At 47.1% G+C, this 25,239-nt stretch carries 21 protein-coding genes; all 21 read right to left on the bottom strand.

The annotated features are described in order from the left end of the window. Nucleotides 1-24: 24 nt before the first annotated feature. Nucleotides 25-1,134 carry a glycosyltransferase family 4 protein gene (locus A8708_RS28930; RefSeq protein WP_068669550.1) on the bottom strand — a complete coding sequence of 370 codons (1,110 nt, stop codon included), beginning with the start codon at nucleotides 1,132-1,134 and terminating at the stop codon, nucleotides 25-27. A 131-nt stretch (nucleotides 1,135-1,265) separates the two neighbouring features. Next, on the bottom strand, nucleotides 1,266-2,057 hold the full coding sequence (locus A8708_RS28935; protein ID WP_068669552.1) for a WecB/TagA/CpsF family glycosyltransferase: 792 nt from the start codon (nucleotides 2,055-2,057) through the stop codon (nucleotides 1,266-1,268). A gap of 87 nt (nucleotides 2,058-2,144) precedes the next feature. Further along, nucleotides 2,145-3,281 (bottom strand): polysaccharide pyruvyl transferase CsaB, encoded by a 1,137-nt coding sequence (gene csaB / locus A8708_RS28940; RefSeq protein WP_068669554.1) that lies wholly within the window; start codon nucleotides 3,279-3,281, stop codon nucleotides 2,145-2,147. Beyond that, on the bottom strand, nucleotides 3,254-5,305 hold the full coding sequence (locus A8708_RS28945; protein ID WP_338044248.1) for a DUF5693 family protein: 2,052 nt from the start codon (nucleotides 5,303-5,305) through the stop codon (nucleotides 3,254-3,256). Before A8708_RS28945 ends, csaB begins: the two co-directional genes overlap by 28 nt. Before the next feature lie 173 nt (nucleotides 5,306-5,478). Next, nucleotides 5,479-7,173 carry a phospho-sugar mutase gene (locus tag A8708_RS28950; RefSeq protein ID WP_068669557.1) on the bottom strand — a complete coding sequence of 565 codons (1,695 nt, stop codon included), beginning with the start codon at nucleotides 7,171-7,173 and terminating at the stop codon, nucleotides 5,479-5,481. Nucleotides 7,174-7,205: 32 nt separating this feature from the next. Continuing rightward, nucleotides 7,206-7,634, bottom strand: coding sequence for a 3-hydroxyacyl-ACP dehydratase FabZ (fabZ, locus tag A8708_RS28955; protein ID WP_029195635.1), 429 nt, complete (start codon nucleotides 7,632-7,634; stop codon nucleotides 7,206-7,208). Between the two features lie 169 nt (nucleotides 7,635-7,803). Next, nucleotides 7,804-8,322 (bottom strand): CDP-alcohol phosphatidyltransferase family protein, encoded by a 519-nt coding sequence (locus A8708_RS28960; RefSeq protein ID WP_068669559.1) that lies wholly within the window; start codon nucleotides 8,320-8,322, stop codon nucleotides 7,804-7,806. Between the two features lie 205 nt (nucleotides 8,323-8,527). Continuing rightward, nucleotides 8,528-8,749, bottom strand: coding sequence for a DNA-directed RNA polymerase subunit beta (locus A8708_RS28965; protein ID WP_068669561.1), 222 nt, complete (start codon nucleotides 8,747-8,749; stop codon nucleotides 8,528-8,530). A 23-nt stretch (nucleotides 8,750-8,772) separates the two neighbouring features. Further along, the gene (locus A8708_RS28970) at nucleotides 8,773-9,639 is read right to left on the bottom strand and encodes a flagellar hook-basal body protein (RefSeq protein ID WP_068669563.1); all 867 of its coding nucleotides are present in this window, start codon (nucleotides 9,637-9,639) and stop codon (nucleotides 8,773-8,775) included. A 24-nt stretch (nucleotides 9,640-9,663) separates the two neighbouring features. After that, on the bottom strand, nucleotides 9,664-10,557 hold the full coding sequence (locus A8708_RS28975) for a flagellar hook-basal body protein (protein WP_068669565.1): 894 nt from the start codon (nucleotides 10,555-10,557) through the stop codon (nucleotides 9,664-9,666). Between the two features lie 38 nt (nucleotides 10,558-10,595). Continuing rightward, on the bottom strand, nucleotides 10,596-11,594 hold the full coding sequence (gene mreB / locus A8708_RS28980) for a rod shape-determining protein (RefSeq protein WP_068669567.1): 999 nt from the start codon (nucleotides 11,592-11,594) through the stop codon (nucleotides 10,596-10,598). A gap of 174 nt (nucleotides 11,595-11,768) precedes the next feature. Then, on the bottom strand, nucleotides 11,769-12,059 hold the full coding sequence (spoIIID, locus tag A8708_RS28985) for a sporulation transcriptional regulator SpoIIID (protein WP_056611628.1): 291 nt from the start codon (nucleotides 12,057-12,059) through the stop codon (nucleotides 11,769-11,771). 246 nt (nucleotides 12,060-12,305) lie between these two features. Next, complete coding sequence (locus A8708_RS28990) at nucleotides 12,306-13,043, bottom strand: M23 family metallopeptidase (RefSeq protein ID WP_068669569.1); 738 nt, start codon at nucleotides 13,041-13,043, stop codon at nucleotides 12,306-12,308. An 82-nt stretch (nucleotides 13,044-13,125) separates the two neighbouring features. After that, nucleotides 13,126-14,175 (bottom strand): stage II sporulation protein D, encoded by a 1,050-nt coding sequence (gene spoIID / locus A8708_RS28995; RefSeq protein ID WP_068669570.1) that lies wholly within the window; start codon nucleotides 14,173-14,175, stop codon nucleotides 13,126-13,128. A 740-nt stretch (nucleotides 14,176-14,915) separates the two neighbouring features. After that, nucleotides 14,916-16,235 (bottom strand): UDP-N-acetylglucosamine 1-carboxyvinyltransferase, encoded by a 1,320-nt coding sequence (murA, locus tag A8708_RS29000; RefSeq protein WP_068669571.1) that lies wholly within the window; start codon nucleotides 16,233-16,235, stop codon nucleotides 14,916-14,918. A 197-nt stretch (nucleotides 16,236-16,432) separates the two neighbouring features. Beyond that, nucleotides 16,433-16,693 (bottom strand): DUF1146 domain-containing protein, encoded by a 261-nt coding sequence (locus tag A8708_RS29005; protein ID WP_239696886.1) that lies wholly within the window; start codon nucleotides 16,691-16,693, stop codon nucleotides 16,433-16,435. A gap of 20 nt (nucleotides 16,694-16,713) precedes the next feature. Next, on the bottom strand, nucleotides 16,714-19,221 hold the full coding sequence (locus tag A8708_RS29010; protein ID WP_204787664.1) for a S8 family serine peptidase: 2,508 nt from the start codon (nucleotides 19,219-19,221) through the stop codon (nucleotides 16,714-16,716). Between the two features lie 640 nt (nucleotides 19,222-19,861). Continuing rightward, nucleotides 19,862-21,373, bottom strand: coding sequence for an NADH-quinone oxidoreductase subunit N (locus tag A8708_RS29015; RefSeq protein ID WP_068669577.1), 1,512 nt, complete (start codon nucleotides 21,371-21,373; stop codon nucleotides 19,862-19,864). 4 nt (nucleotides 21,374-21,377) lie between these two features. Further along, nucleotides 21,378-23,000: a complex I subunit 4 family protein gene (locus A8708_RS29020; protein WP_068669579.1), complete on the bottom strand. Its 1,623-nt coding sequence runs from the start codon at nucleotides 22,998-23,000 to the stop codon at nucleotides 21,378-21,380. Beyond that, entirely contained in the window at nucleotides 22,990-24,912 is a 1,923-nt protein-coding gene (gene nuoL, locus A8708_RS29025; RefSeq protein ID WP_068669581.1) for an NADH-quinone oxidoreductase subunit L, read from the bottom strand. Before nuoL ends, A8708_RS29020 begins: the two co-directional genes overlap by 11 nt. Before the next feature lie 15 nt (nucleotides 24,913-24,927). Continuing rightward, nucleotides 24,928-25,239: an NADH-quinone oxidoreductase subunit NuoK gene (nuoK, locus tag A8708_RS29030; protein ID WP_068669583.1), complete on the bottom strand. Its 312-nt coding sequence runs from the start codon at nucleotides 25,237-25,239 to the stop codon at nucleotides 24,928-24,930.

Consider the following 25,239-nt stretch of genomic DNA (forward strand, 5'->3'; position numbering starts at 1 on the left):
TACATACTTGCTATAAATGAGAAGTTACTTACCTACACGATCGCTCTGTACTTGCTTACCAACTAGTTTTTGCAGGAAGTTGATTACAGGCTTACGGCTTTTGCTAATAATACCGATAGCTTCTGCCCCAACTAGCATAACAAGAAAGAGCGCAACGATGATCATAATAAGTCCCCACGTGGAATCTTGGGAAATAAATACCGAGCAGACAACCGCGCTACCACCGAAAATAGCAGCAATTCCATAGATGATCAGGACGCTTGTACGATGGCTGAACCCCATTTGCAATAAGCAGTGATGCAAGTGGCTTTTGTCCGGTGCCGAGATCGGCAGTTTATTCACATAACGGCGAAGCATCGCGAAGAATGTATCAGATAAGGGCACACCTAAAATCATAATCGGGATTAACAGTGAAACAACAGCGGCTTGCTTAAAGCCGAGAATCGAAAGTGTCGCAAGGGCGAAGCCCAGGAACAAGGCGCCGGAGTCGCCCATGAAGATTTTGGCCGGATGGAAGTTAAAGAACATAAAGCCTGAAATACTTCCTAGCAAAATCACACAAAGTAAAATTACCGTGACATTCCCCATCATTAAGGCAAGAATCAGAATTGTAGTTGTTGCAATACCCGACACACCTGCCGACAAGCCATCAAGGCCATCAATCAAGTTAACTGCATTGGATACACCAACAATCCATACGATCGTAATCGGGATACTCAACCAACCAATTGGCAAGTTTGTTTCACCAAACGGAATATTGACCAAATCTATTTTGAGTCCAAAAGAAACAACGATACAGGCAGCGATAAGCTGTCCTAGCAGCTTCCATTTGGGAGATAATTGAAAGCGATCATCCAGAGCACCTGTGACAACAATCACAAAGCCTCCGAGCAGAAGTCCAAAAGCAGCATCCGAGTTCACGGCATCAAGTGCTGGAGAGACGACGAAATAAGCTCCGACGAACGCAAGGAAAATCGCTAATCCTCCTAGACGCGGCATAATTCGCGTATGTACCTTCCGGTGGTTGGGGGCATCAACGGCTCCTACCCAGAAGGCAAATTTTTTGACCAGGGGTGTCAGCAACAACGCCATAACGCACGCAGCAATAAACCCTATCGCATATAATCCATACATGTCTTCTTCACAGCTCCTCTTATCATGGGTGGCAGGTCTCCGCCGAAATGAATTATACTCCCATTCCGTCACAAATACTACTGCTAAATTCATCTGAAATGACCGTTTTCAGCCAATTTTCAAAGATATTTTCATGGTTTTGTGACGTTCTCTTTGTCGCGCATCACTTTCACTGCGAATTTCGGGAGTAGAAGCATTCTTTTATAGCGCCACGGCTCCTGAAGAAGGCGGTAAAACCATTCCAGACGTAGTTTTTGAAAAAAAAGTGGTGCTCGCTTTAGTTTGCCCGAAAGCACATCAAAACTTCCGCCAACTCCCATCATGACTGGTACACCCAATTGTTCTTTGTATTTCCCGATCCAAGGCTCTTGGTTAGCCGCAGCTCTACCTACTAGAAGAAGATCAGGTTCAGCATCCTTAATCGCTTGGATCACTTGCGCATCCTCGGCATCGCCGAAATAGCCATCTCTTACACCGACTAGGTTCACCTTGGGATAAGTCGTCCGAATTTTCTCAGCCGCCGCTTGAATCACTTCATTTGAAGCACCTAAAAGGTAAACCTTCCAAGCCTTCTTCTCCCCGACCTTCATAAGCTCGTGGATTAAATCGTAGCCCGGCACTCTTTCTGCCACAGGTTGACCAACGTGATTAGCTGCCCAAACAACACCCGTTCCATCTGGAACGATTAATTCTGCGCGCTGCATCATCTTCAGATAAGAAGGATCGTCCTGCGCAGCCATCACCATAATTGGGTTAGCCGTAATAACCTGATGCGGCTGTCTCAATTCGATGACTCTCGTTAAGTAATCGACGGTTTGTTTCATGCTCATTTTGGAGATAGGCACACCGTAAATGCGCACTTTCGGTATGGCTTTCAATGCGGCCAGTGTTCCTGGCTGATTGGTAACAGAAGTAGAGCTCATCTTATCTCTTCCTTATTATTGACGTTATAGGTTACGTTTTGGTTGCTAATTAGCATTAAATTGTAATTAATAGGAAAGTCGAACTAATCAACTTCCACTCCTCTTATAAAAAGAAACAATCCGCTGCGCGGGCAGCTGGGCTTGCGCCTTCAGCTGCTCGATGGCGGCGCGCGAGGCAGCCGCCCACTGCTCACGACCATCGAGGAGGCCAAGCGCCTCCTCGGCAAAGGCCGAAGCATCGAAGCGAGCTGTCGATGCGGCAGCTTTCATACCAAGCCTATGGAGGAACTGGTCGATCTTCGGATCGTACGAGATCCCCACCATAGGCACGTACTGCGAGGCTGCATAGATCAATGAATGCAGCCTCATCCCGATCAGCAGGTCGCATCCCGCGACCTGCGCGAGCATATCCTGCGGATGCGTGATGCCACGCACCATCTCCGCCCTGCTCTTGTGATCGCCCAAGCGGTCGATCACGAACTGCGACGCCACCTCATCCGAGGGGAGGTGGAAGGGCAAGAACCGCAGCCGCACATCCGTGCGGGCTGCGAGCAGTTCTTGCAGAGACCGCGCGAGAGCTTCCAGCTCGGAGCGGTCCTCGTTCCAGAAGCGGACGGATACGCCGATCGTCCGCACCGCCACTGCTGCCGCGCCGCCCTCCGACGGCGCGCCAACCCCGCCCTCCCGGAGGGGCAAGCCCATCACCGGGTCGGGCACGACCGTGATGCGCTCCCGCGGGAGGCGCATCGTACCCAGTAAGTCCGCGGACTCCGTATCGCGGACCGATACGAAGGCGCAGCGCTTAAACACGCTGCGGATCCAGCCAAAGAACATCGGCCGGCTCACCGGCCCGATGCCTTGCGAATAAATAAACGTTGGCTTCCCGAGCCATTGCGCTATTTTTAACACAGCCAAGTAATACGGGATCGTCTTCGAGCTAGTGGCATCTTGCAATAGGCTTCCGCCACCACTGATCAAACCATCCGATTCGCGCAAAGCCCGCAACAGCGAACCTGGCTTCATCCGATGATAAGCTTTCACTCCGTACATAGCTGCGGTTTTCTCTGGATTGGCTGAAAGCACGATAGGTTCAATCTGAATGCCCTGCGCCTGACTTTGTTCCTGCAAAGCGAACAGTATCGACTGCAGCACAGCCTCATCCCCGCTATTATCGAAACCATAGTAGCCGGATAACGCTATTTTGACAATTGGGGCTGTACCCATCGTTTCCAACTCCTTGCGAGTATTTCCCAAGCTGCTATGAGAACTAAGCCGATGATTGCACCTAGCACAAGTCCGTAGAAAATACGGATTAAGGAAATGTGCAGCGGCGTGTGCAGATGAGCAAACGTATCCACTAAGGAAAGTTGGCCAACGACACCGATGAACAACAAGTACACCGCATGACGATATCGAACGGATAAGTATGCTCCCAATACGAATATCGGATGAGCAACTAGGAATTCCTTCGTTCGTGGGCGTACGCCTAATGTATTTTCCAAGAAAGAACGGAATAACTTCTCAAGCGAAGAAGCTTGTCCTTCATTCCCTGTGCGGGACAAGTAGTAGTAGACAGCTGCAAGCCCTACGCCTGCGATCACAATCCACAACACACTTATATAGGAAGAAAGCAATTGGCGAATATTCGCGATTTTTTCCTTATACGTATTATTCTCACTAAAGAATAAGAGATACACACCAACTATGGCAATTGGAAGCAAATGCAGCATCCCAACCCCTCTAAACTGTTGCAGCACCAAGGAATAGGTCACATGATTCAGCAACGCAACGACATAAACAATGCCTAAGCACGAAATGAGCGATGTTCGAAGCAGTTGCCATAACCCATAAGCGAGTCCTGATTTCCACTTTGCTGCAACACCCGATCGTACGGATCGAATGGCCAGCATGACCGCAACGCTAGGTGCACTAATGGCCGTCGCCAAGGCAAGGCCTTGCGCGTACAAATTCGCCGATAGCGTGTGCAGCGCAACCAATCCAAGCAACCCAACAACAAAGAAAACAATGGTTAATTCAGGCAGGAAGAACGAAATCATCCATACGATTAAGCTTAATCCGCCTAACAGCAAGAAGAAGCGAGCAATCTTCTGCCACCCTGTCGTCTGTACCTCGAATGCCTCAGCCTGTCCTAGTGTAAAGCCTACATCTTGGATACGAGGAATGGCACCATCTTTCCCCTGCAAGGCTGCATAATAGGACGAAAGAGGATCAACAAGCTTGCCTTTATCTAAGCTTTTCACTGGTCTGGCATTCAGGAACACCATGCGGATATTGCGATCCTTCACAGCTAATACAAGTCGATCTGACACGCCTTGCACTCGATCTGCAAGCTCGGCTTTCTTCAGCGGCTCTGTCAGTTTCTCGCCATCCTTCTCTGTAAAAGAGTGCAGACGCACAACGTTATAATTCGTTTGTTTGGCTAACGTACTAAACCCTTTTTGCGGCTCCTTCAATAGCTCAATTGCTGCGAGTCCAATGCCGTACTTATTAAGCAGATCCGCCATTTTATTCAAATTGACTTCTGTATCCTCTTCGGTATACCCAGGAACTTCGTTCCCGTCCACGATGATGCGTTTAACACCGTAACTATGAAACTGCTTCAACAGAATATCCATCTCATTCGTATGGAACGGTCTGCGATTTGCTAACCGCACGACGATTTGGAAACCTTGGTCCTTCAACATTTGCAGCGTAATCGGATCTGGATCCATCGCCTTGATAGCGGCATCATCCATGCTCATCTGAATGATGAGCCCGTTCCGATTCTTGAAGCTCCAAGGCTTGACACCCACTTGAAGATCCCCAAATGTCTTCTGGATCAGCGGCTCTAACTTCTGCTGCGTTTGGTTATCTGCGAACAGCACATAGGTATAGTTCTCGCTCGGGTTCCCAAGCGTTTGGGTCAGCATAGCCGCGTCACGTGAGTTGTACATCTCAATACGACGGCTTTCCTTGAACTCCCCCAACGTACTCTCGTAGACAGCCATAGAGCTAATGCCCGCGGCTTTCATGTTCTTCAGCTCTGTGTTCACAAAGTTCTGAGGATTGGTCTGCACATCGGCAATATCCAATAAATCACGATAGTCGAACACGAACTCAACTTGATTCGCGGACGTTTCCGTTTGGTGACGTGTATAAGCGAGCGGCAAGGAACACAGCATCCCCACAATCACGATCCACCACAACATATTTCTTAACGGGTTATTCCAGGTTTGATACAAATTCACTAGTTCGTCCACTCCTTAGAGCATTTTACTTTCCAATCCCGTATACACTCGAAAACCTCTCCGCCCCCAAACGCGGGGAATACGCCCAATACATGGTAGATTTCGTATCCAGCCATGAATTAGACGAGCTATCCCTCACTTAGGTTCTGAAGAGGTTTTGTACACCTATTATGCTATCCGTCTATACGATTAAGCACGTATTGAATGATACCATCTAGTTGCTGCGCAGCCTCAGGCCCTGTTGCTCCTTGGACTGCAAAGTAAAATTTAATTTTCGGCTCCGTACCGGATGGACGTAAGCAGAACCATGAACCGTCCTCTAGTTTGAACTTCAACACGTTCTCCCGAGGTAAGCCATTAATCCCTTGTGCATAGTCTTCAACGGAGCTTACACGTGTACCGCTAATCTCGGTTGGCGGATTCGTTCTCCACGCTTCCACCATGCGGCCAATTTGCTCCACGCCATCTTTCCCTTTAAGGGTTCTTGATTCCAGTTTTTCCAAAAAGTACCCAAAGGATTCGTATAGCTCTTGCAGCACCTCATACAGGGTTTTGCCTTGCTTCTTATAGTACGCAGCAGCTTCCGCGATTAACATCGCTGCGATGACAGCATCTTTATCCCTTGCATAATCGCCAGCTAAGTAGCCATAGCTCTCTTCATAGCCAAACAGATACGTGTATTCACCTGTTTTCTCGAATTGCGACATCTTTTCACCGATATACTTAAAGCCCGTTAAGGTATTCAGTGTTGGAATACCATAGTGATTCGCGATAACTGCGCCCATCTCACTCGTTACGATCGTTTTGATCACAACGCCATTAGCTGGAAGCGTTCCACGTTCCTTCATACTCGACAATAAATAGTTCACAATGATCGCACCGGATTGATTGCCCGATAACACGACGTATTCACCATTCGGATCTTTCACAACAGCGCCCATGCGGTCAGCATCCGGATCGGTTCCGATGATGATATCGGCATTCCAGTCCTTCGCTTGTGCAATGGCTAGTGTGAATGCTTCACGCTCTTCCGGATTCGGCGATTTAACCGTTGAGAACTGTGCATCTGGCAACTCTTGCTCGGGAACAACACGTACTTGTTCAAAGCCCACGGCCTTGAGAACTTCGCGTACCGGTATATTCCCTGCGCCATGCAGCGGCGTGAAAACCACTCGGAAATCATCGCTGATTTCCTTAATAATGTCTGGATTTTGACTAACAGCCGTAACGGCCTTTATGTAAGCCTGATCAACATCATCGCCTAACCAAGCGAGAAGCCCTTGCGCTTCTGCTTCCTGCTGAGACAACTTTTTCACTTTATCAAAAGTATTGATACTTTGTACGTGATCAATGACTTGCTCTGCAAACTCAGGCACCAATTGCCCACCGTCTGCACCGTACACTTTATATCCATTGTATTCTGGCGGGTTGTGGCTCGCCGTCACAACAACACCCGCTGTCGCGCCTAAGTATCTCACGGCAAAAGAAAGCTGCGGTGTCGCATGCAACGTCTTGAACAAATACGCCTTAATTCCATTACCCGCAAATACTAGCGCAGACTCCAATGCAAACTCAGGAGACATATGGCGGGAATCATAAGCTAGAACGATAGCCGGATTAACCGCTCCTGTCCCGTTTACATATTGAGCTAAGCCTTGGCTTGCACGACCCACGGTATATACATTAATACGATTGGTACCCGCGCCAATGACCCCACGGAGACCGCCCGTCCCAAATTCAAGATCTTTATAAAAGCGATCCTCGATTTCTCTCTCGTCTTCCCGAATAGCTTGAAGTTCTTGCTTCGTTTGCTCATCGACAGCTGGATCTTGGAGCCATAATTGATACTCTGTTTGCACACGCGTCATCGTCGTAGGTTCATCTCCTTTATATGTATGGGCTATTTATTAGCAAGGGCGAACATAAGTTCACCTTCAACTACCACTTTATCGCCAACTTTAGCCACAGCTTGACCTTTAACAATGGTACCTTTTACCCGTGTAATGGTCATTTCTAAGGTAAGCGTATCGCCAGGCACAACTTGCTGACGCCAGCGAATGCCATCTGCACCTGCAAAAAGGCCAATTTTGCCTTTATATTCAGGCATCGACAACACAGCTACAGCACCAACTTGCGCTAAAGCTTCCACAATTAGAACCCCCGGCATCACCGGGTAACCAGGAAAATGCCCTGCAAAGAAAGGTTCATTGATCGTAACATTCTTGATCCCTACCGCTCTAACCCCTTCTTCTACCTCCAATATACGGTCAACCAGAAGGAACGGCGGGCGATGAGGAATGATCTCTTGAATTTGATTAATATCTAACATCGTTGTTCATACTCCTTTCAAACACTTGTCATAAAATACAAGAAAATTACCCACAATAGGGAAGTCCCTTCATATCCTGCAGAAGTGAAGGTTCATATAAGGGGAGCTTATGTAACGGTCTGTATCACAGACCCCTACATAGGCTCTTTTTCCAATTTGTTTGTACTTCTTATTTGGCTCGAGCCCCACGATTCAATAGAAGAAACTGAAAAATATAAATGAATGATGTCAAAAAAGAGACCCCGATTACATACCACAAATAGGTGATGCCAAAGGTGAACTCAAACACAATAAAGAGGATGGCGAAGTAGTAGAGTACTGTCGTTAGCTTCCCCATAACATTCGCTGGAACGGTCATTTTGCCTCTGAAATGAAAGAAGGCGGAGCCAATAATCATACCTGCATCACGAATGAACATAGCCAGGGCTGCCTGCCAAGGAATCATCTCTGAGATGAGGAGAGAGAGGATGACTGCAATCATCATGCATTTATCTGCTAACGGGTCTAACATGACACCCATCGGAGTGATCATCTTGCGCGTTCTAGCGATGTAACCATCTAGAATATCCGTTAATCCCGCTACAAGTAAAATGATGAAAGAGGTTCGGATGTAGCCATTGAAAAAAAGCACGAGGTACACGGGGATTAGTACAAACCTGCTGATCGTGAGCATGTTCGGTATATTCAAAGTACTCCTCCTGCGCTTAAGTATCCGATCCGAATTTGAATTTTTGGTAGATAAAGTCTTTCTCCATTATACAACTGCTCTTACACAAAATAAACCACTAACCCGTCCTTCTTGGACGGATGGGTTTATCAAGAAATATAGCTCACTTATGAAGTGAAACTTATAATGTCTATATTGAAAATAAAACTCCCATACGGGAGTTCGATTAATTCGCAAAAACGAGATCGTATAAATGCCGCCATGTGCTCACATGTAAGATTTCTGATGAAGGTTGATTGCCGAACTTCGTGTAGCCCACCCATAAACCAATATAGATCGCTGCAATGGCCAGCACGGGAATTCGTACAATTTTGAAAATAAGCCATAGAATCTTCTGCCATCTCGGCCTAGGCTTCTTCTTGACTGGAGCAGGCTTATCTGCCACCATAGCCTATCCCTTCCTTTCTACGACTATGCACGTAAATTGTTCGCCATGTTCATCATCTGGTCAGAGGATGTGATAGCTCGGGAATTCAGCTGCAATGCGCGTTGGACAATAACTAGGTCTGTCATTTCATCCGAGAGTGTCACATTGGATTGTTCGAGAAAGCCCTGCATTAAGCTAACGCGAGTTGCCTGTGTCGCGGCTACACCGTTCACATCTTGCAAGATATTTGCTTTCTCACCCGCTGTAATCCCCGCTGGAAGTGTGTACAAATTATCTCCCATATCTTGAAGAAGCTGCGGTCGTACGACACGCACCAGCTTGATTTGCCCTAATGTTACGGGTGCTGCTGCTGGATCTTGTTTATCGTAACCTTGGATGGTACCATCTTGCTCAACGACAGGTCGAAGTCCTGTTGGTACATTAATCGGGCTTCCATCGATATCGGCAACATAATGACCTTCTTTGGTCGTAAGCACCGTTCCGCCTTGTCCGTCCGGTGTTAAGCTGAATGCTCCGTTACGTGTCCAAGCGGGTTGAAATACTTGATCACCATTCTCGTCGACCTTGCTAACGGCTACTTCAAACAAGCCGTCACCTTGAATGGCGAAGTCGGTCGTATTACCTGTCGGCTGAATCGGCCCTTGTGCCAAATTCGTTTGAATTTGCACAAGTCTCGATCCCCAACCTTGGTTAAACCCAAGCGGCGAGAAGCGGCCTTGTTGGCGAAACCCCTCTGGCTGTGCTTGCACGTTCGTCAACACATCCTCGAAGGAAGCTTCCTTCTTCTTGAAACCGTTTGTATTCACGTTTGCTATGTTATTGGACAGAATATCCAGCTTTTGCTGCAAGCTATGCATGGATACCGATGAATTGATCATGGAATTGTTCATGTTTGGCTCCTCCGCATGCTAGATTTAGACGCGTCCTACTTCGTTGGCTGCTTTGTCCATACTTTTATCATAGGATTGAATGACCTTCTGATTGGCTTCATAGGCACGAAGCGCAGACATCATATCGACCATCGATTGTGCGGAATCCACGTTCGACCGCTCGATAAAGCCTTGGCGCACTTCAACTTGATCGCCCGGCGCTACTTGCGAGATCGTCGCTTCATCCCCTGGATTAATTCGTAATAACCCATTCCCCTCACGAAGTAACAGATTCGGATTCTCCGCACGCGAAAGCATCAAACCGACTGGATCACCTGCCGCATCCAGAATCGGTCTGCCATTGCTGTCCATGAACTCGCCCTTGGCTGTTACTTTGAAATTGGAGATCGGTTGCCCCGCGCCATCCAACAAGACTAAAGCTTGTCCATCTCGTCCCAATACTAGTTCGCCATTGGCATTCACTAGCTGACCTGCTGCATCGACAGTGAACTTCCCGTTCAGGGAGTAACGCTGCTCGCCATTCGGGTTCAAGACGGTAAATAGTGCCTGCGGTTGGAATGTTCGCTCCCCTTCCGCATTTACATATTTACCCGTTGCATCAAATACAACTCCTGGTAGTTGAATGTTAGACACCAATGCAAAATCGAAGGGATTCTGTGTTTCCTGCAGATCACCCTGGGTGTGAACGGAGATGCTCTCCTCTGAGAACACACCTAAGCTCATTTTTCCAAGCGGCGCTGGAGAGGCATCTTTTCCACCGCGAATCGTAGAGATCAGCATTTCTGGAAAGGAACGCGACAAGGCATTACCCTGTTTAAAGCCCGGGGAATTCAAATTCGCAATATTATTCGTTATGGTATCGTGTCTACGTTGCTCAGAAATCATCCCTGCCGCCGCGGTATACAGTCCTCTTAACATCTAGTCACCTCTTAGAAAGTCTTAAATTAGGTTATCTTCTAAAATTTACGTTTGGTTACTTTATCTAAATTATCCAACATGATCCCCGTGCCTTTAACGACACAAGACATTGGATCTTCAGCGATAAGTACAGGTACTTTCAACTCATCCGCAAGCAATTGATCAAGCCCGTGCAACAAGGCACCGCCGCCTGTCAGAATAACGCCACGGTCAATAATGTCCGCAGACAACTCAGGTGGTGTCCGCTCAAGTACGCTCTTCGCCGCTGTGACGATCGAATAAACCGGATCCCATAGCGCTTCCTGTACCTCGCTGGAGTGAATCGTAATCGTCAATGGAAGTCCAGAAACCATGTCCCTTCCGCGAATATCCATTTCTTGATCACGACCATGTGGATATACCGTTCCAATTTTCAACTTAATGTCTTCGCTTGTCCGCTCACCGATCAATAGCTTGTACTTATTTTTGATATACTTCATGATCGCAATATCGAACTTGTCGCCCGCAATCTTGATGGAAGAGGAGGTGACGATGTCGCCCATGGATAACACGGCAACATCCGTCGTCCCTCCACCAATATCAACAACCATGTTACCGCTAGGTTGGAATATATCCATGCCAGCGCCAATAGCCGCCGCCTTCGGTTCTTCTTCCATGAATACCTCTCGGGCACCGCTGCGCTCAGCTGCTTCGCGAATCGCTTTCTGCTCAACTGAGGTAATGTTGGTAGGGGCACAGATCAGTATTCTCGGATGAGAATACCAATTCTTGCCCCCAATTTTGGCAATAAAATGCTTCAACATCATTTCCGTAATATCAAAATCCGCGATAACACCGTCCTTAAGGGGACGAATCGCAATAATGTTACCAGGTGTTCTACCTACCATGCGGAAGGCTTCTTCCCCAACAGCTAACACACGTTTCGTATCGCTTTCAATCGCAACGACGGATGGCTCATCAAGCACAACCCCGCGACCTTTTACATGAATAAGCACATTTGCCGTGCCAAGATCTATTCCAATATCCTTGCTGAACATTTCTAATTAATCCTCCCTAAACCTACCGTCCATCCCGTGAAGAATCGGCGCTCTGATATACAGTTCTAATTATAAGCTAAATTCGCTATAAATGCATGTTTTCCTCTTTTTCCGTGAAATTTCGACACACCGAGTTAAAGGAAACATAGGAAACATCTCGGGATGAAGGGTATCTTAGGACTTAACCGTAACCAGGATCTCGGAAAGCTTGGGATTACGGGTCTTCCGATACTTAATTTTCGTCGCTTCTCCTCCCCTAAGGTGCCGAATTGACTTGTGATACTCTAGAATGTGCTTCACCTGATTGGCCAGGTCCGGGTTGATTTCCGGTAGTCTTTCCGTCAAATCCTTATGCACTGTGCTTTTGGAAACGCCGAATTCCTTAGCAATGGTGCGAACCGTATTCTTGGTCTCGACGATACAGGTACCAATCTTAATGGTTCGCTCTTTGATGTAATCGTGCACTCCCCTCGCCTCCCTACTCGAGATAGTTTGGTAAAGTATATGAGGGGCATGACTAGATATTCTACGTAACCAAGCCTGACAAGCTCATTTCCCATATTTATTTTCAAAATAATCACTAAAAATGAGCTTTAGGCGCCAAAACGAGCCAATGTTCAAGAAAAATGTGAAAAAGCAGCAGGAATATACCCGCTGCCGTTCACTATATGTAGGCCTTAGCCCCATGTATCGTAATGCTCGAAATGCTATTTATTGCTTTACGTTCAAGAGGCTTTCTGGGTTAACGGCTGCATTGTCGCTAACTTGACGTACTTCAAAGTGTAAATGCACGCCATCTTCCTTCTCGAAATCGTTGCTGCCAGCTTTGGCGATGACATCGCCTTTCTTCACTTCAGCACCCTTCGTTACCTTCACATCAGACAAGCTTTGGTAAATACTGATCAAACCGTTGCTGTGTGTAATCTCAACTAGCTTACCAACAACAGGGCTTTGCTCAACTGCTGTAACTTTACCACCTAGTGCGGCTAGTACATCAAATGCTGCACCATCTTTGGCTTTCAAGTCGATTGCGGTGTGCGGTGTTAGTTGATCGAGGTATTCGATCATAGCCGCTGCCTTCACATCATTGGATGCATTCGTGTCATAGTAAGGAATTGCTACTTCGACTGCTGCTCTGTCCTTCACAGGCCATTGCATGGCTTCCGTCGTTCCGTTAACCGCGAGAGCCCCATCTTGTGGTGCTTTCGGATTATCGGTTTGTTCGCTGCTGCTAACCTTAAGACCTGGATCATCTAGGCTGACTGTTTTCGTTCCTGCTCCCTGGTACACCCACATTAAGGTTAAGATAATTGCTGCTGCTGCCACATACGTCGCTGGGAATACCCATTTTTTAGCAAGCAACTTCTTCCATGCAGATGTTGAACTTTGTGCTCCTTGAACAGTTTTAGGAGCTTCTTCTTTCTGAAAACCTTTGTTATTATCACTCATGGTTATCACCTCATCAACCATTCTTGACACTTTACAAGGTTTTATACTTGAAGAAAGATATTTTTATATAAACATTACAAGTTTACGATTTGTTAAGAAAAGAGGCTGCATTTTCAATAGAGATGCCCGTGTAATAATAGGTTACAATCTCCTCTGCGGTTTTCCCTTCCTTCGCCATTCCGTTGGCCCCCCATTGACTGAGACCTACGCCGTGGCCGTATCCGTACGTGGTAATCGTGATTTGAGACCCCGCCCATTTCCAAGCGAATTGAGAGGATGCTAGACCTAGCTTCTCTCTGACTTCACGTCCTGTGAATACCTTGCCTCCGATTGTCATGCTTTTAATCCGATGTCCAGTCGACCAGGAGAGGACTTTCATGCCTTTAGCACTGGTATCCGTCGTTGCAATACTCGGCACACCTAACTTCTGTAGCATTGTTTTATAAGAGATCGTGATGCTATCTTGATAGCGAGAGGAAAGCTTGATATCCCATGGACTAGGTACGCTGCGCAAATAGGGGCTCTTGAAGGGCCAATATTCTTCCGAATTCTCGGTATATCCATTGCTAGTTGAGAAAAACGTCGCATTAATCGGCACATGTCCATAAGTAAGTATCTTATCCTTAGTCTCATTGACGGCTCTATCAATTTTCGCCATATTCGTTTCGTACTTGGTCTTGTCCCACTTCGCTCTAAGTTCTTCGTCAGTCAGATACGCTTGATGGGCTGTCGTGTCTGTCACAAGTGCATCATTCACAGGCATATTGCTATAATCCTTCTCTATGACTCTACGCACAACATAGGTTCTCGCTGCCATCGCTTGTGCCTTGAGGGCTTCCAACTCGAAATCTACTGGCATTTCAGCAGCTAACACACCTCTTACATATTGTTCTAACGGAACGGTTTGAATGGTGGCTTGTTTTGTCAAATACACGGGAATCATCAACCCTTGTTCTGTGCTAGTCTGTTGCAGAGTTGAGGCGTCTTCAATAGGCACCGGGTACACCTGGTTGGTCGGAATCTTCTTGACTAGCAATCCAGGAACAATGATAGTGACACACAACATGGAAGATAAGCAAACAGCCATCCACAGGATGACTTCTTTTCTGAGCACGCGTTTCTTTTTGAACATATGTCTGTGCAGCCTCCATTAGCGCGATTACTAGCAGCAATTTTGGTATGTCTTAGCTTATGAGAGGGGTTGCTAGAATAGAACCCGAACGAGACTGGAAGGCGCCCAAAACGACCTAAATAGATACCTGCTAGTTGGGCAAAATGTGAGGTGAATACGTCCTCTGTCTAGTATTTTATTTGGAACGGGTGCGAGATAGGGCAGTGGAGCGCCACGCTCTACCTGCTACGATTTAACTGAAAAACCTCCCGCTATTCTCGCTGAAAACACATGAAATTGCGCAATAGATGGAAAACCTAAGAAAACCTACAGGTAAATTCGCCGTAATTACCTATATCAGCAAAATCTCGCGGAATTAACTACAGGAAATCCATTTAGTTTATCTAATCTGATAAAAACGATGGGATTAGCTGTAGTTTTTACAGTTAAACATGCGAGTCGGCAACATTCAGGTCATAGTAGTAGAAAGATGTAGAAAGGATTAGGGTACAGGTACCTGTATAGACTGCTGCAAGGTGGGGACAGCGCTACGACCTAATATGGTGGTGGTTGGTTTGGGGTTTGGGGTTTGGGGGTGCTGGTGGTGGGTGCTGGCTGGTGCCCGTGCCCGGTGTATTGTGGCTGTAATGCCAAGCTGAAGTGTAGAGTTACTGCCGCGCTAATTCAGTCCGTTTGAAATTTTTATAGAAGTTGATTCAAAAAAAGAACCATCAGGTCTGTTCCCTGATGATTCCTTTGACTTACGCTAGCGTTGGCTGGATATTGAAAAATCCAAGCTCTGCCACTTCTTGTTCAATCTCTTGTGGAACCGAGCGATGAATATCGGCACCGAGTTCGCGCAGAACGTCTGTGATATCGACATAGCCACGATCAATGTGGTGAACACCCGTGATCTCCGTCTCACCATCAGCCGCTAACGCCGCTAGAATGAGTGCTGCACCAGCTCGCAAGTCTGTTGCGCAAACCTTGGCACCACGCAGCTTGGAGTTACCGCTAATAATCGCTGTCCGGCCGTCTACTTTAATATTTGCATTCATGTTCGCGAATTCTTCTACATGCATGAAACGGTTCTCAAAAACCGTCTCCGTAACCAGGCTCGTTCCGTCCGCAACCATCAAAAGTGCCATCATTTGTGACTGCATATCGGTTGGGAAGCCAGGGTAAGGCAACGTTTTCACGTCTACCGCGCGCAACGGGCCTGTAGCTCGAACGCGAATACCATTCTCATCTTCTTCAATCGTTACACCCATTTCCTGCATTTTGGAAATGACAGGACGAAGGTGGTCTCCAATCGCGCCTTCCATATACAAATCACTGCCTGTAATAGCCGCGGCAATCATGTATGTACCTGCTTCAACACGATCCGGAATCACCGTATGTACGCAACCACGAAGCTTCTCTACACCCTCAATACGAATAACACCCGTTCCCGCACCGCGGATCACAGCGCCCATCGCATTCAGATAATTGGCCAAATCAACAATTTCCGGCTCTTTGGCCGCGTTCTCGATGGTTGTTGTTCCTTCCGCAAGTGTTGCGGCCATCATAATATTCTCGGTTGCGCCTACGCTGGCCACATCCAAATAAATCTTGGCACCCTTCAGGCGCCCTTTCACTTTGGCTTCGATGTACCCTTGACCCAGTTCAATATCGGCACCCATCGCTTCAAAGCCTTTGAGATGCTGATCAATCGGTCTTGTGCCAATCGCACAACCACCTGGAAGCGAAATTCTCGCTTGACCCAACCTAGCTAACAAAGGACCCATTACGAGGAAAGAGGCTCTCATTTTACGGACTAGATCATAGGAAGCTTCACAGGTATTAATCTGCCCAGCTCTTACTCGAATCACCTGACGGTTGTATTCGACTTCAATTCCTAAGCTTTGTAATACTTTATTAATGACTAGTACATCGTCAAGGGGAGGCGCATCGTGGATGACGCTTTCACCTTCCGACCCCAGAATGGAAGCCGCAATAATCGGCAGTACCGCATTTTTTGCCCCGTTGATTTTTACATTGCCAGCTAGCTTTCGGCCACCGCGGACGATAATTTTGCTCATCATGGTCCCTCCGCGCACTTATTTTAAAAGACAGGTTTGCACATTTCCTAAGTTTATCATTGGAAGCCACATAGATACAACTGTGTTCTTTTGGCAGTCAGAGATGCCCTACATAGAGTTCGAAGCGTATTGTGATTTTCATGCCGTTCTATTATCCATTGTTGACAACAAACTTGTTCATTATTCGGAAAATCACATTAAAACATCTTACTAAAGCTCATTGAGAGACCTAAATACTGTATGAAAAAGCCTGCAACCAGCTGCCCAAGTCCAATCGAAAGTAAAATTTGCAGCATAATCGATTGTGCACCTTTGGGATTTCGTAGGAAAACATCAAAACGGAACGCCTGCAGCGACCACCATGCCAAACCAATGCAAAGAATATAGACAGCTATACTAGCTATGTTCATCAGCGACGCGTATTGCGCCACTTCACTCCATTTGTCCGTCTCGCCCATAGGTCACTCCTCTTCGAATTTTACCGACTAACGACTCTGTCCAGCATGGTTACAAATTCAGCCCGTGTTGCTTGAGCTTCGGGATGAAAGGTACCGTCAGGAAAGCCGCTGATCCAGCCATCTGCCGCCATCTGTTTAAGAATGCCGATCCCCCAGTAAGATTCATTCACATCACTAAAAGGTGTACTGCCTCTCAGCTTCCCTGTCATATTCATACTGCGCGCAAGCATTTGCGTCATTTCCATACGGGTCAGCTTGCCGTCAGGCTTGAATGTCCCATCCGGATAACCATCTACGATGGCAGCCTGAACGGTTTTGGCTATATCCGCGTAAGCCCAATGCGAAACGGCTAAATCGCTGAATCGCAAATCCTTGCGTTTCGATAAACGCAAAGCACGCGATAGCACCGTAGCCGCCTCAGCCCTTGTAATGGATTGATTTGGTGCAAAACGATAATCTCCATAGCCGCTAATCATTCCTTGCTCAGTAAGCTTGCTAATGGCATCCCGGGCCCAATGCCCAGTAATGTCAACATACCCGCTGACCAGTCCATAACTGCTCACCTGCAAACGATACATCTGACTCATGAACCACTGATTCGCCTGTAGTTTAATATAATACGTCCCTTCGGGCAATGGCTTCTCGAAATTCAATTGATTGGAACCACTTTCACTCCGGTAAGTGCCCTGCTCCTGCAACGAATGATTATACAAAGTAGCATATAATGTTCGTGAGGTAGGAATATTGGTTAATCTAATTTGGGCCAAACTATTTGAAGTCAATCGAAACTCGAACCAATCAACGTCTTCATTAGTATTAAAAACACCTTCATATCCGGCATTCATCGCGGCAAATGTAGCTTGATACGATTTATCATTCGGTTCATTCGCATCGATTAGTTTAGGCGTATACTCAATCTCTAACGTGTATTCACCCGTGATAGGTCCAGCGTAATCCTTCACATTACTAACACGAATATAATATTGCCCAGGCAGAACATCCATCTGAGAACTTACTTCAATACCGCCATCACCCGCCTGATCGATGGTCGTCGACTTCTCCCCTTCTTTCTGAAAAAGAAGCATCGGATCAATCCTTCCCGTATCTGTGGATAGTCTAAGGCGCATCGTACCTGAGTGTTCAAGCGTCATGGCGAACCAATCGATATCGTCTGTTTTATGAAACGTACCTTTGATGGTCTGACTGCGCTCTGGTAATGTAAAAGCTTTATACTGCTTATCATTATCCTCAAACGGATCCGTATAAATAATAAAATCCGTTCGCAATGTGTAATTAAGCAGGGTCTGGCGTGCGCGATCAACATTCTCCAATTGCACATATGTAATACCTTTGGTCACAGCCACAGTGAACGTCTGTTTTCCTTCATCAGTACCGCTTGTTGCATCAAAGCTCTGTCCGGAATCGAACTTTACACGAATACCTGCCCCATCTTCGGGCTGTACGACTACCTGAATGAAACCGTCATACGCTGCATCAATCGCATACCAGTCCAGATCCTGCCCCGAGCTAAGATTCGCTTTGACTATTGTATGATTAGGCAGCGAAGCTGCCTGGCTAGCAAGATCATTCGGTTCGAAGCGATCTTGCTTATAAGGTTCTGTCAACGCCTTCTCAATATTTAGTAAACCGTACCCCGTCTTAGCATCCCACCCTTTGGACATGAGGTCCGTGGCTGTTTGCTCTAGCTGTGAGCGCACTTGATACGCCGACATAGCCGGGTATTTCCCCCATACTAGCGCAGCGGCAGCCGCCACTTGAGGGGCAGCCATTGAGCTCCCATCTTGATACTGATAACCACCGCCAAGTGCCGTCGTGTACACATCCCAAGGCGCCATAATATCAAGCTCAGAGCCGTAATTCGATCGTGAATCAGCCTGTTTATTGGGGCCTACACCACCCACAGACAGCACAGTTGGATACGCTGCGGGGTATTTGACACTCGTGCTTTCATTACCAACTGCTGCAACAAGTAATACGTTATGATCTTCTGCATACTGCACAATGCCTGCCAGATAATCTGAGTATTTGTTCAAACCCAAGGAAAGCACAACGATTTTGGCCCCGTGATCGACCGCATATTTAATGCCTTCGCCCAGCTTCGCTTCGCCGCCAGTCCCATCAGCTTCTAGTGCTTTAATAGGCATAATTCTGGCATTGGGGGCAATTCCCGCGATACCTTTATCATTATTAACCACAGCGGCAATCAAGCCAGCTACGTTCGTTCCATGTCCATTATCATCAAAAGGCTTCTTCGAAGCCTGAAGTAAATTCACACCATCCACTAGATTACCTGTTAAATCGGGATGTCCAAGATCAACACCTGTATCAACAACAGCGACAACAATTGGCGTACGAGCATCGCCTGCTGCAGCCCATGCTTGATCGACGCGAATCATATCCAGATAAGTTTGTTTCACTCTCATGGGATCCGAAGATACCGCGTATGCCGCATCTACATTAGGCACGAAATTCGTTAGTCCTAGGACCAGCATTGATATCAGTATCATGGGGCCTACGTATCGCAAATAAGTCATCACATCAGGTCCTTTATCCCAAATTAAATCTATTTGTCATTTCCTCACCATGGCAACAAACTTACATCGAATGCGCTCGCTCATCTTCGAGGGGCTTCGATAAAAGTTTCCTCATATATCTATACCATATTAAACATCTTCTCGATACCTATAACGGCTTAACTTCGCAAAAAGTTCAGATATTATGAAATATTTTTTAATGTATTTTCTGGGAATGGTTGAAAGCTCGTCTATTGAGGCGTACAAGTAAGGACCGATGGGCCAATCAGCCTATATTTCCGGGGAAATGAGATGGATTACATATTGTCAAATTGAGGGCCTAGTACGGGCGTTCGGGGTGCGATATGTGATCACTGCGCATGGAATTGTATTAACTGGAAATTGTACAGTTATTTAAGTAAAATTCCCTCGAAAACTTGATTTAACTGTAAAATATGTAGTTAAAAATGCCTTTTTCGTTCAGATCGAGTCAATTAATCAGATTTAACTGCAGGTTTTCCATCTATACTATTTTTGGGCAGATATCACCCATATTTAACTGGATAAAATCCATCTATTCATCCAAAAAAAACCCTCCCTACATTCAAGTAGGAAGGGTTTCTTAATATAAGGATTATTGGATAATAAAATCCTTGGTCAACATAAAGACATTCTCGATACCTTTCAGCACCAAATGAGGAACCACGCCAAGCGCCACGCTGATTAGCGCACATAACCAGACAGTTATGCCTAATGGCATAGACACTTTGATCGGGGCTGGCTCATAATCACTGCGCATGAACATTTGACGCACAATGCTGAAATAGTAGTAGAACGAAACTACGCTGGTTGCGATCATTAAAGCACCTAGCCAGTATTGTTGTGTCTGCATCGTTCCGAGGATGATGTACAGCTTACCGAAGAATCCGCCGGATAACGGTATACCCGCTAAAGAAAGAATGATCAATACCATCGCTACAGCTGTTAAAGGTGCACGATAGTAGAGACCCGCGTAGCCCTTGGCTTCAGTATGACCCTCTGCCTGCTCGATAATCATCAATACGGCGAAAGCACCGATGTTCATGAACATATACGCAATCAAATAGAAAATGAATTCAGAGAAGTTGGCATAATGCGTAGCCGAGAAATACGTTCCGATTGGAACGAGTAGATAACCGGCATTCGCAATTCCCGAATAGGCAAGTAGCCTCTTCATATTCGTTTGCTTCAGCGCAATGAAATTCCCCACGACCATGGCAATTGCGGCCATAACGGATATCGCTAGGAATACATCGGATTGTAACTTGCTCTCTCCGAAATCGCTAAATCCGAACAAGATATAGAATACGCGGAACAAGATCGCGAAACCGGCCGCTTTGGACACGACAGCCAAGAATGCCGTAACCGGTGTTGGCGCACCTTCATAAACATCCGGCGCCCAGCTGTGGAATGGTGCGGCCGCAATTTTGAACCCGAATCCTGCCAGCAGCAAGAAGAAAGCAACATACAATAGCGGCTCGTACGAAGTGACCAACGTTGGAAGAGCTGCGCCAATCTCTTGCAGATTCGCAGAACCAACCATCCCATACAAGAAGGACATACCATACAGGATAATTGCGGATGAAATACCGCCCATCACCAAGTATTTGAATGCTCCTTCATTGGATTTCTTGTCTTTCTTCTTCATAGCCACCATGAGGTAAGACGTAATGCTCAGCAATTCCAAGCCAACATAGAGTGTAATCAAATCCCCCGAGGATGACATGATCATGGCCCCTAGGGCAGCCGGCAAATAGAAGTAATAATACTCCCCGACATGCGGGATGCTTTCTTCTTTCACGAAGCCTAAGCTCATGAAAACGATCAGTCCCGTACCGACAAGGGTACATAATTTAAGTAAATTCGAGAAATCGTCGACGCGATAGCTTTGATTCAGCAGTTGAATCGCTTCATCCGGATTCAATTGTAAGACAACGAAAACGGCGGAGATCACGATGCCGACCAGGGTCAACCATCCGATTATGGAACGACTGACTCGGTTCGGCAGGACCAAATCCAAGAGAGATAGGATGATCGCGGTAGCAACCAGCGCAAGCTCAGGGAGCAGATACAATAAATCACTGGCATGGAGTCTAATCTGTTCCACTGGACTAACCTCCTATCTTCCCGGCTACGCTATGGATCAATTGATCCAAGCTGCCAATGGTTTGTTGAAGCGGCTGACTCAGCACGCTTGGGTACACGCCCAGCAAGAGAATGAACGCGACCAAGGTAATCATCGGCACAGCCTCGATGAGACGCGCGTCGCGCATCCCTTGCTGCAAGAGGCTCGGCTGCTGAGGGCCGAACGTAATGTTCAGTACCCCACGCAGCACGTAAACCGCTGCGAAGATAATACCCAATGTACCGACAATGGCGTACACGCGGTGCGTTTCAAAGAGTCCGACGAACGCGAGGAACTCACTGATGAAACCGGATAAGCCTGGCAATCCGAGCGAGGCCATGCCCCCAATCAGCAGAATACCGCTGATGAAGGGGATATTGCGAGCGAGGCCGCCCAAGCGATCGAGCTGCGTGGTCTCGGTTCGCTCGTAGATGCTGCCGACGAGCAGGAACATCAGAGCTGAAATCAACCCGTGCGAGATCAACTGGAACACGGCCCCTTGCAGACCTGCGATGTTGAAAGCGGCAAGTCCCAACAGGACGATGCCCATGTGGCTGATACTCGAGTAGGCGAGCACGAGTTTGAAGTCCTTTTGGACCATCGCGAGAAGTGCGCCATACACGATGTTAATGACGCCAAGGAGAGCGAGTACCCACGCCCATTGCTGGGCTTCTCCCGGGAAGAACAGAATGCCGAAACGGATAAGGCCGTAGGCCCCCATTTTGAGCAAAATCCCGGAGTGAATCATAACAACAGCAGGCGGAGCCTCAGTATGCACTTTCAGCATCCACGTATGGAACGGGAAGATCGGTAGCTTGATCCCGAATGCAACCAGCAGCATGATGAACACGGTCCATTTCATCGCTTGACTCATAAAGAATGGCGTACCGCTCTGATTCACATAAGCCTCAGGGGCTTGCAATAGATTGTGTGCAATCGTATGAATGTCGCCGCTATAGTAGATGATAGCCTCTGTCTGCGATGGATCTTGATTAAACCCTGCAGTCGTAACCAGAATCAGGAAGGCAATCAGCATAATCGCTGAGCCTAAACCGTTATACAGCAAGAAGCGATTAGCTGCCTGCTCTCGGTTCATATACCCCCAAATTCCGATCAAGAAGAACATCGGCACGAGTGTAATTTCGAAGAACAGGAAGAACAAGAACAGATCCTGCGCCATGAATACGCCGAACATCCCCACTTCTAGCAAAAGAAACAGAATGAAATACGTTTTCCAACGTTTCTTAATGTAAACGGACGCCAATGCGGCCATCGACGAAATCAGTGCCGTTAGGAAGACGAGTGGCAACGAAATGCCATCGACAGCTAACGAATATTTAAACTCGAAGAAGAATTGTGTAATTTGCTGAATTCCCTCATGATTTAAGGGGACTTTGATCCAACTTAACTGTTCTTTGTATTGAAGTGGATCCCCTTGATAGTTATAGTCCACATACAGCCATGCTGCCAGAATTAACGGAATCAGCGTCGTAACAATTCCAACGGTTTTGATCAGACGTCCACGATCTCCTCGAAGGAAGAGCAGGACAAGCACACCAAGCAGAGGTGAGAAGGCAATCATACTAAGAATAGGTAAGTTAGCCGGCATGTATGAACCTCCTTCCTGCAATGGCAAGTGCCAGAATCAGCATCCCGAGCAGCATGATGACCCCGTAGGACTGCAGTTGACCATTTTGGAGTCGAGAGCCTAAGCGTCCAAGACTGACCACGGTGAAAGCAACTAAGCGCACAATCCCATCAATGATATAAATATCAATGAATTCTAGGATATAGCCTAGACCGCGAAGCGGTTTGACAATAATAGCCTCATAGATCTCATCGATGAAATATTTGCGATTAAGCAACGTGTACAACCAAGGCATTTTACCCGAAACGACGTCCCGAGGGATCGTGCGTTTGAGGTACATCAGATAGCCCAATCCAATTCCTAACAAGCCAGCTAACGTGGATAAAATAATAACCATCCAATTGGCCGTTTCCTCATGCTCCTGCCCTGTCAGCCAATGACCCAGCCATTCGTTGAATGGCGTATTCACGAAGCCTGCAACTACAGCAAGCACAGCCAGAATAATCAGCGGTGCCGTCATGGACGCAGGTGATTCATGCGGTTCATGCGCGTGGCCATGAGCATGATCATCTTGATCCTCCGAAGCCACTGGCTTCGCTCTAGACGAGCCCATAAAGACGAGGAAGAACAGGCGGGACATGTAGAAGGCGGTGAAGAACGCCGCGATCACACCAACCCAGAACAGAAGCTGGTTATGCTCGTACGCTTCCGTTAGAATCATATCCTTCGACCAGAAGCCTGCGAATGGGAAGATACCAGCTAAAGCCAGCGTACCAATCGCAAAGGTCCATGTGGTGATTTTCATTTTGCGGGATAAGCCGCCCATTTCGTTAATATTCTGCGTATGAACAGCGTGAATCACGCTACCTGCACCCAAGAAGAGCAGCGCTTTGAAGAAGGCGTGCGTGAATAAGTGGAACATACCAGACGTAATCGAAACGCCAATCCCTAGCGCCATCATCATGTAGCCGAGTTGACTCACCGTAGAGTAAGCGAGAATCCGCTTGATATCGTTCTGGGCAACACCGATTGTTGCTGCAAAGATGGCGGTAAACCCACCTACATAAGCAACGACCATCAAAGCATCCGGTGAAGCGTGGAAAATATCAAACGTCCGCGCCACAAGGTATACCCCTGCAGCAACCATCGTTGCGGCATGGATTAGCGCCGAAATCGGCGTTGGCCCTTCCATGGCATCAGGTAGCCATGTGTGCAGCGGGAATTGCCCTGATTTCCCCATCGCTCCGATGAAAATCAGAACTGCGATCCATGTGACGATCGTAGGGTCTATTTTGCCAGTGGTGAAGGCATTATGTATGGATGTGAAGTCTAGCGCGTGCCCTGGCATGTAGAGATACAGCAACAGGATCGCAATAAACAAGCCCACATCTCCAATGCGGGTGACGATGAATGCCTTTTTGGCGGCAGCCTTCGCCTCCGGCTTGAAGTACCAGAATCCAACGAGCAAGAAGGAACATACCCCGACTAGCTCCCAGAAGATGTATAGCTCTAGCATATTTTCAGAAATAACAAGGCCTAGCATGGAGAAGGAGAACAGCGCGATATAACTGAAGAACACGTGAATACGCTCGTCGCCTTTCATGTAGCCCTTGGAATAAATGTTCACCAGAAGCGAAACTAGAGTGACAATTACAAGCATGAGGGAGTTCAAATTCGTGACCTCAAACCCCATTTTCAGCGTAAAATCGCCAACCTGCAGCCAGTTCATTTTATCCCACGTGAAATCCTCAACATTGCCGCCAATGCGCTCCACAAAAATGAGCAAAGCCACAATAAATGAAAGCAGCATCGCAAAAATGCTAATGTAAATTCCTAAATCTTTTAGTTGACGCCCCATTGCCGTAAGCGCTAGAAAAGCAAGCAACGGAAACAATGGAATGAGCCAGGCGTACTGTGAATAGTCCGATACCATAGCCTTGTTAGCCTCCTAGCGCTTCATAGAATCCAAATCTGTCACTTCGACGGTACCTTTATTTCGGTAAATCGTGATCAATATGGCAATTCCCACAGCCGCCTCAGCAGCTGCAATCGTAATGTTGAAGAGAGAGAAGATATGCCCCGTCAATGCGGGGTGATCTCCTAGCTTCGAGAAGGCAATCAAATTCAAGTTCACCGCATTAAGCATAAGCTCGATGGAGAGCAGGACGATTACCCCGTTTTTCTTCGTTAATGCACCGTATAGCCCAATGCAGAATAGGATCGCCGCTAAGGTCAGATAAGGAGTAATTATGTTACCCAA

This window comes from Paenibacillus oryzisoli (genome assembly GCF_001653565.1).
Taxonomy (GTDB): domain Bacteria; phylum Bacillota; class Bacilli; order Paenibacillales; family NBRC-103111; genus Paenibacillus_E; species Paenibacillus_E oryzisoli.

Bases quoted from the DNA above. Each gene is read 5' to 3' on its own strand.
- A8708_RS28930 (WP_068669550.1), bottom strand. From the start codon at position 1,134: ATGTATGGATTATATGCGATAGGGTTTATTGCTGCGTGCGTTATGGCG.
- A8708_RS28935 (WP_068669552.1), bottom strand. From the start codon at position 2,057: ATGAGCTCTACTTCTGTTACCAATCAGCCAGGAACACTGGCCGCATTG.
- csaB (WP_068669554.1), bottom strand. From the start codon at position 3,281: ATGGGTACAGCCCCAATTGTCAAAATAGCGTTATCCGGCTACTATGGT.
- A8708_RS28950 (WP_068669557.1), bottom strand. From the start codon at position 7,173: ATGACGCGTGTGCAAACAGAGTATCAATTATGGCTCCAAGATCCAGCT.
- fabZ (WP_029195635.1), bottom strand. From the start codon at position 7,634: ATGTTAGATATTAATCAAATTCAAGAGATCATTCCTCATCGCCCGCCG.
- A8708_RS28965 (WP_068669561.1), bottom strand. From the start codon at position 8,749: ATGGTGGCAGATAAGCCTGCTCCAGTCAAGAAGAAGCCTAGGCCGAGA.
- A8708_RS28970 (WP_068669563.1), bottom strand. From the start codon at position 9,639: ATGAACAATTCCATGATCAATTCATCGGTATCCATGCATAGCTTGCAG.
- A8708_RS28975 (WP_068669565.1), bottom strand. From the start codon at position 10,557: ATGTTAAGAGGACTGTATACCGCGGCGGCAGGGATGATTTCTGAGCAA.
- mreB (WP_068669567.1), bottom strand. From the start codon at position 11,594: ATGTTCAGCAAGGATATTGGAATAGATCTTGGCACGGCAAATGTGCTT.
- A8708_RS28990 (WP_068669569.1), bottom strand. From the start codon at position 13,043: ATGAGTGATAATAACAAAGGTTTTCAGAAAGAAGAAGCTCCTAAAACT.
- spoIID (WP_068669570.1), bottom strand. From the start codon at position 14,175: ATGTTCAAAAAGAAACGCGTGCTCAGAAAAGAAGTCATCCTGTGGATG.
- murA (WP_068669571.1), bottom strand. From the start codon at position 16,235: ATGAGCAAAATTATCGTCCGCGGTGGCCGAAAGCTAGCTGGCAATGTA.
- A8708_RS29005 (WP_239696886.1), bottom strand. From the start codon at position 16,693: ATGGGCGAGACGGACAAATGGAGTGAAGTGGCGCAATACGCGTCGCTG.
- A8708_RS29010 (WP_204787664.1), bottom strand. From the start codon at position 19,221: ATGATACTGATATCAATGCTGGTCCTAGGACTAACGAATTTCGTGCCT.
- A8708_RS29020 (WP_068669579.1), bottom strand. From the start codon at position 23,000: ATGCCGGCTAACTTACCTATTCTTAGTATGATTGCCTTCTCACCTCTG.
- nuoL (WP_068669581.1), bottom strand. From the start codon at position 24,912: ATGGTATCGGACTATTCACAGTACGCCTGGCTCATTCCATTGTTTCCG.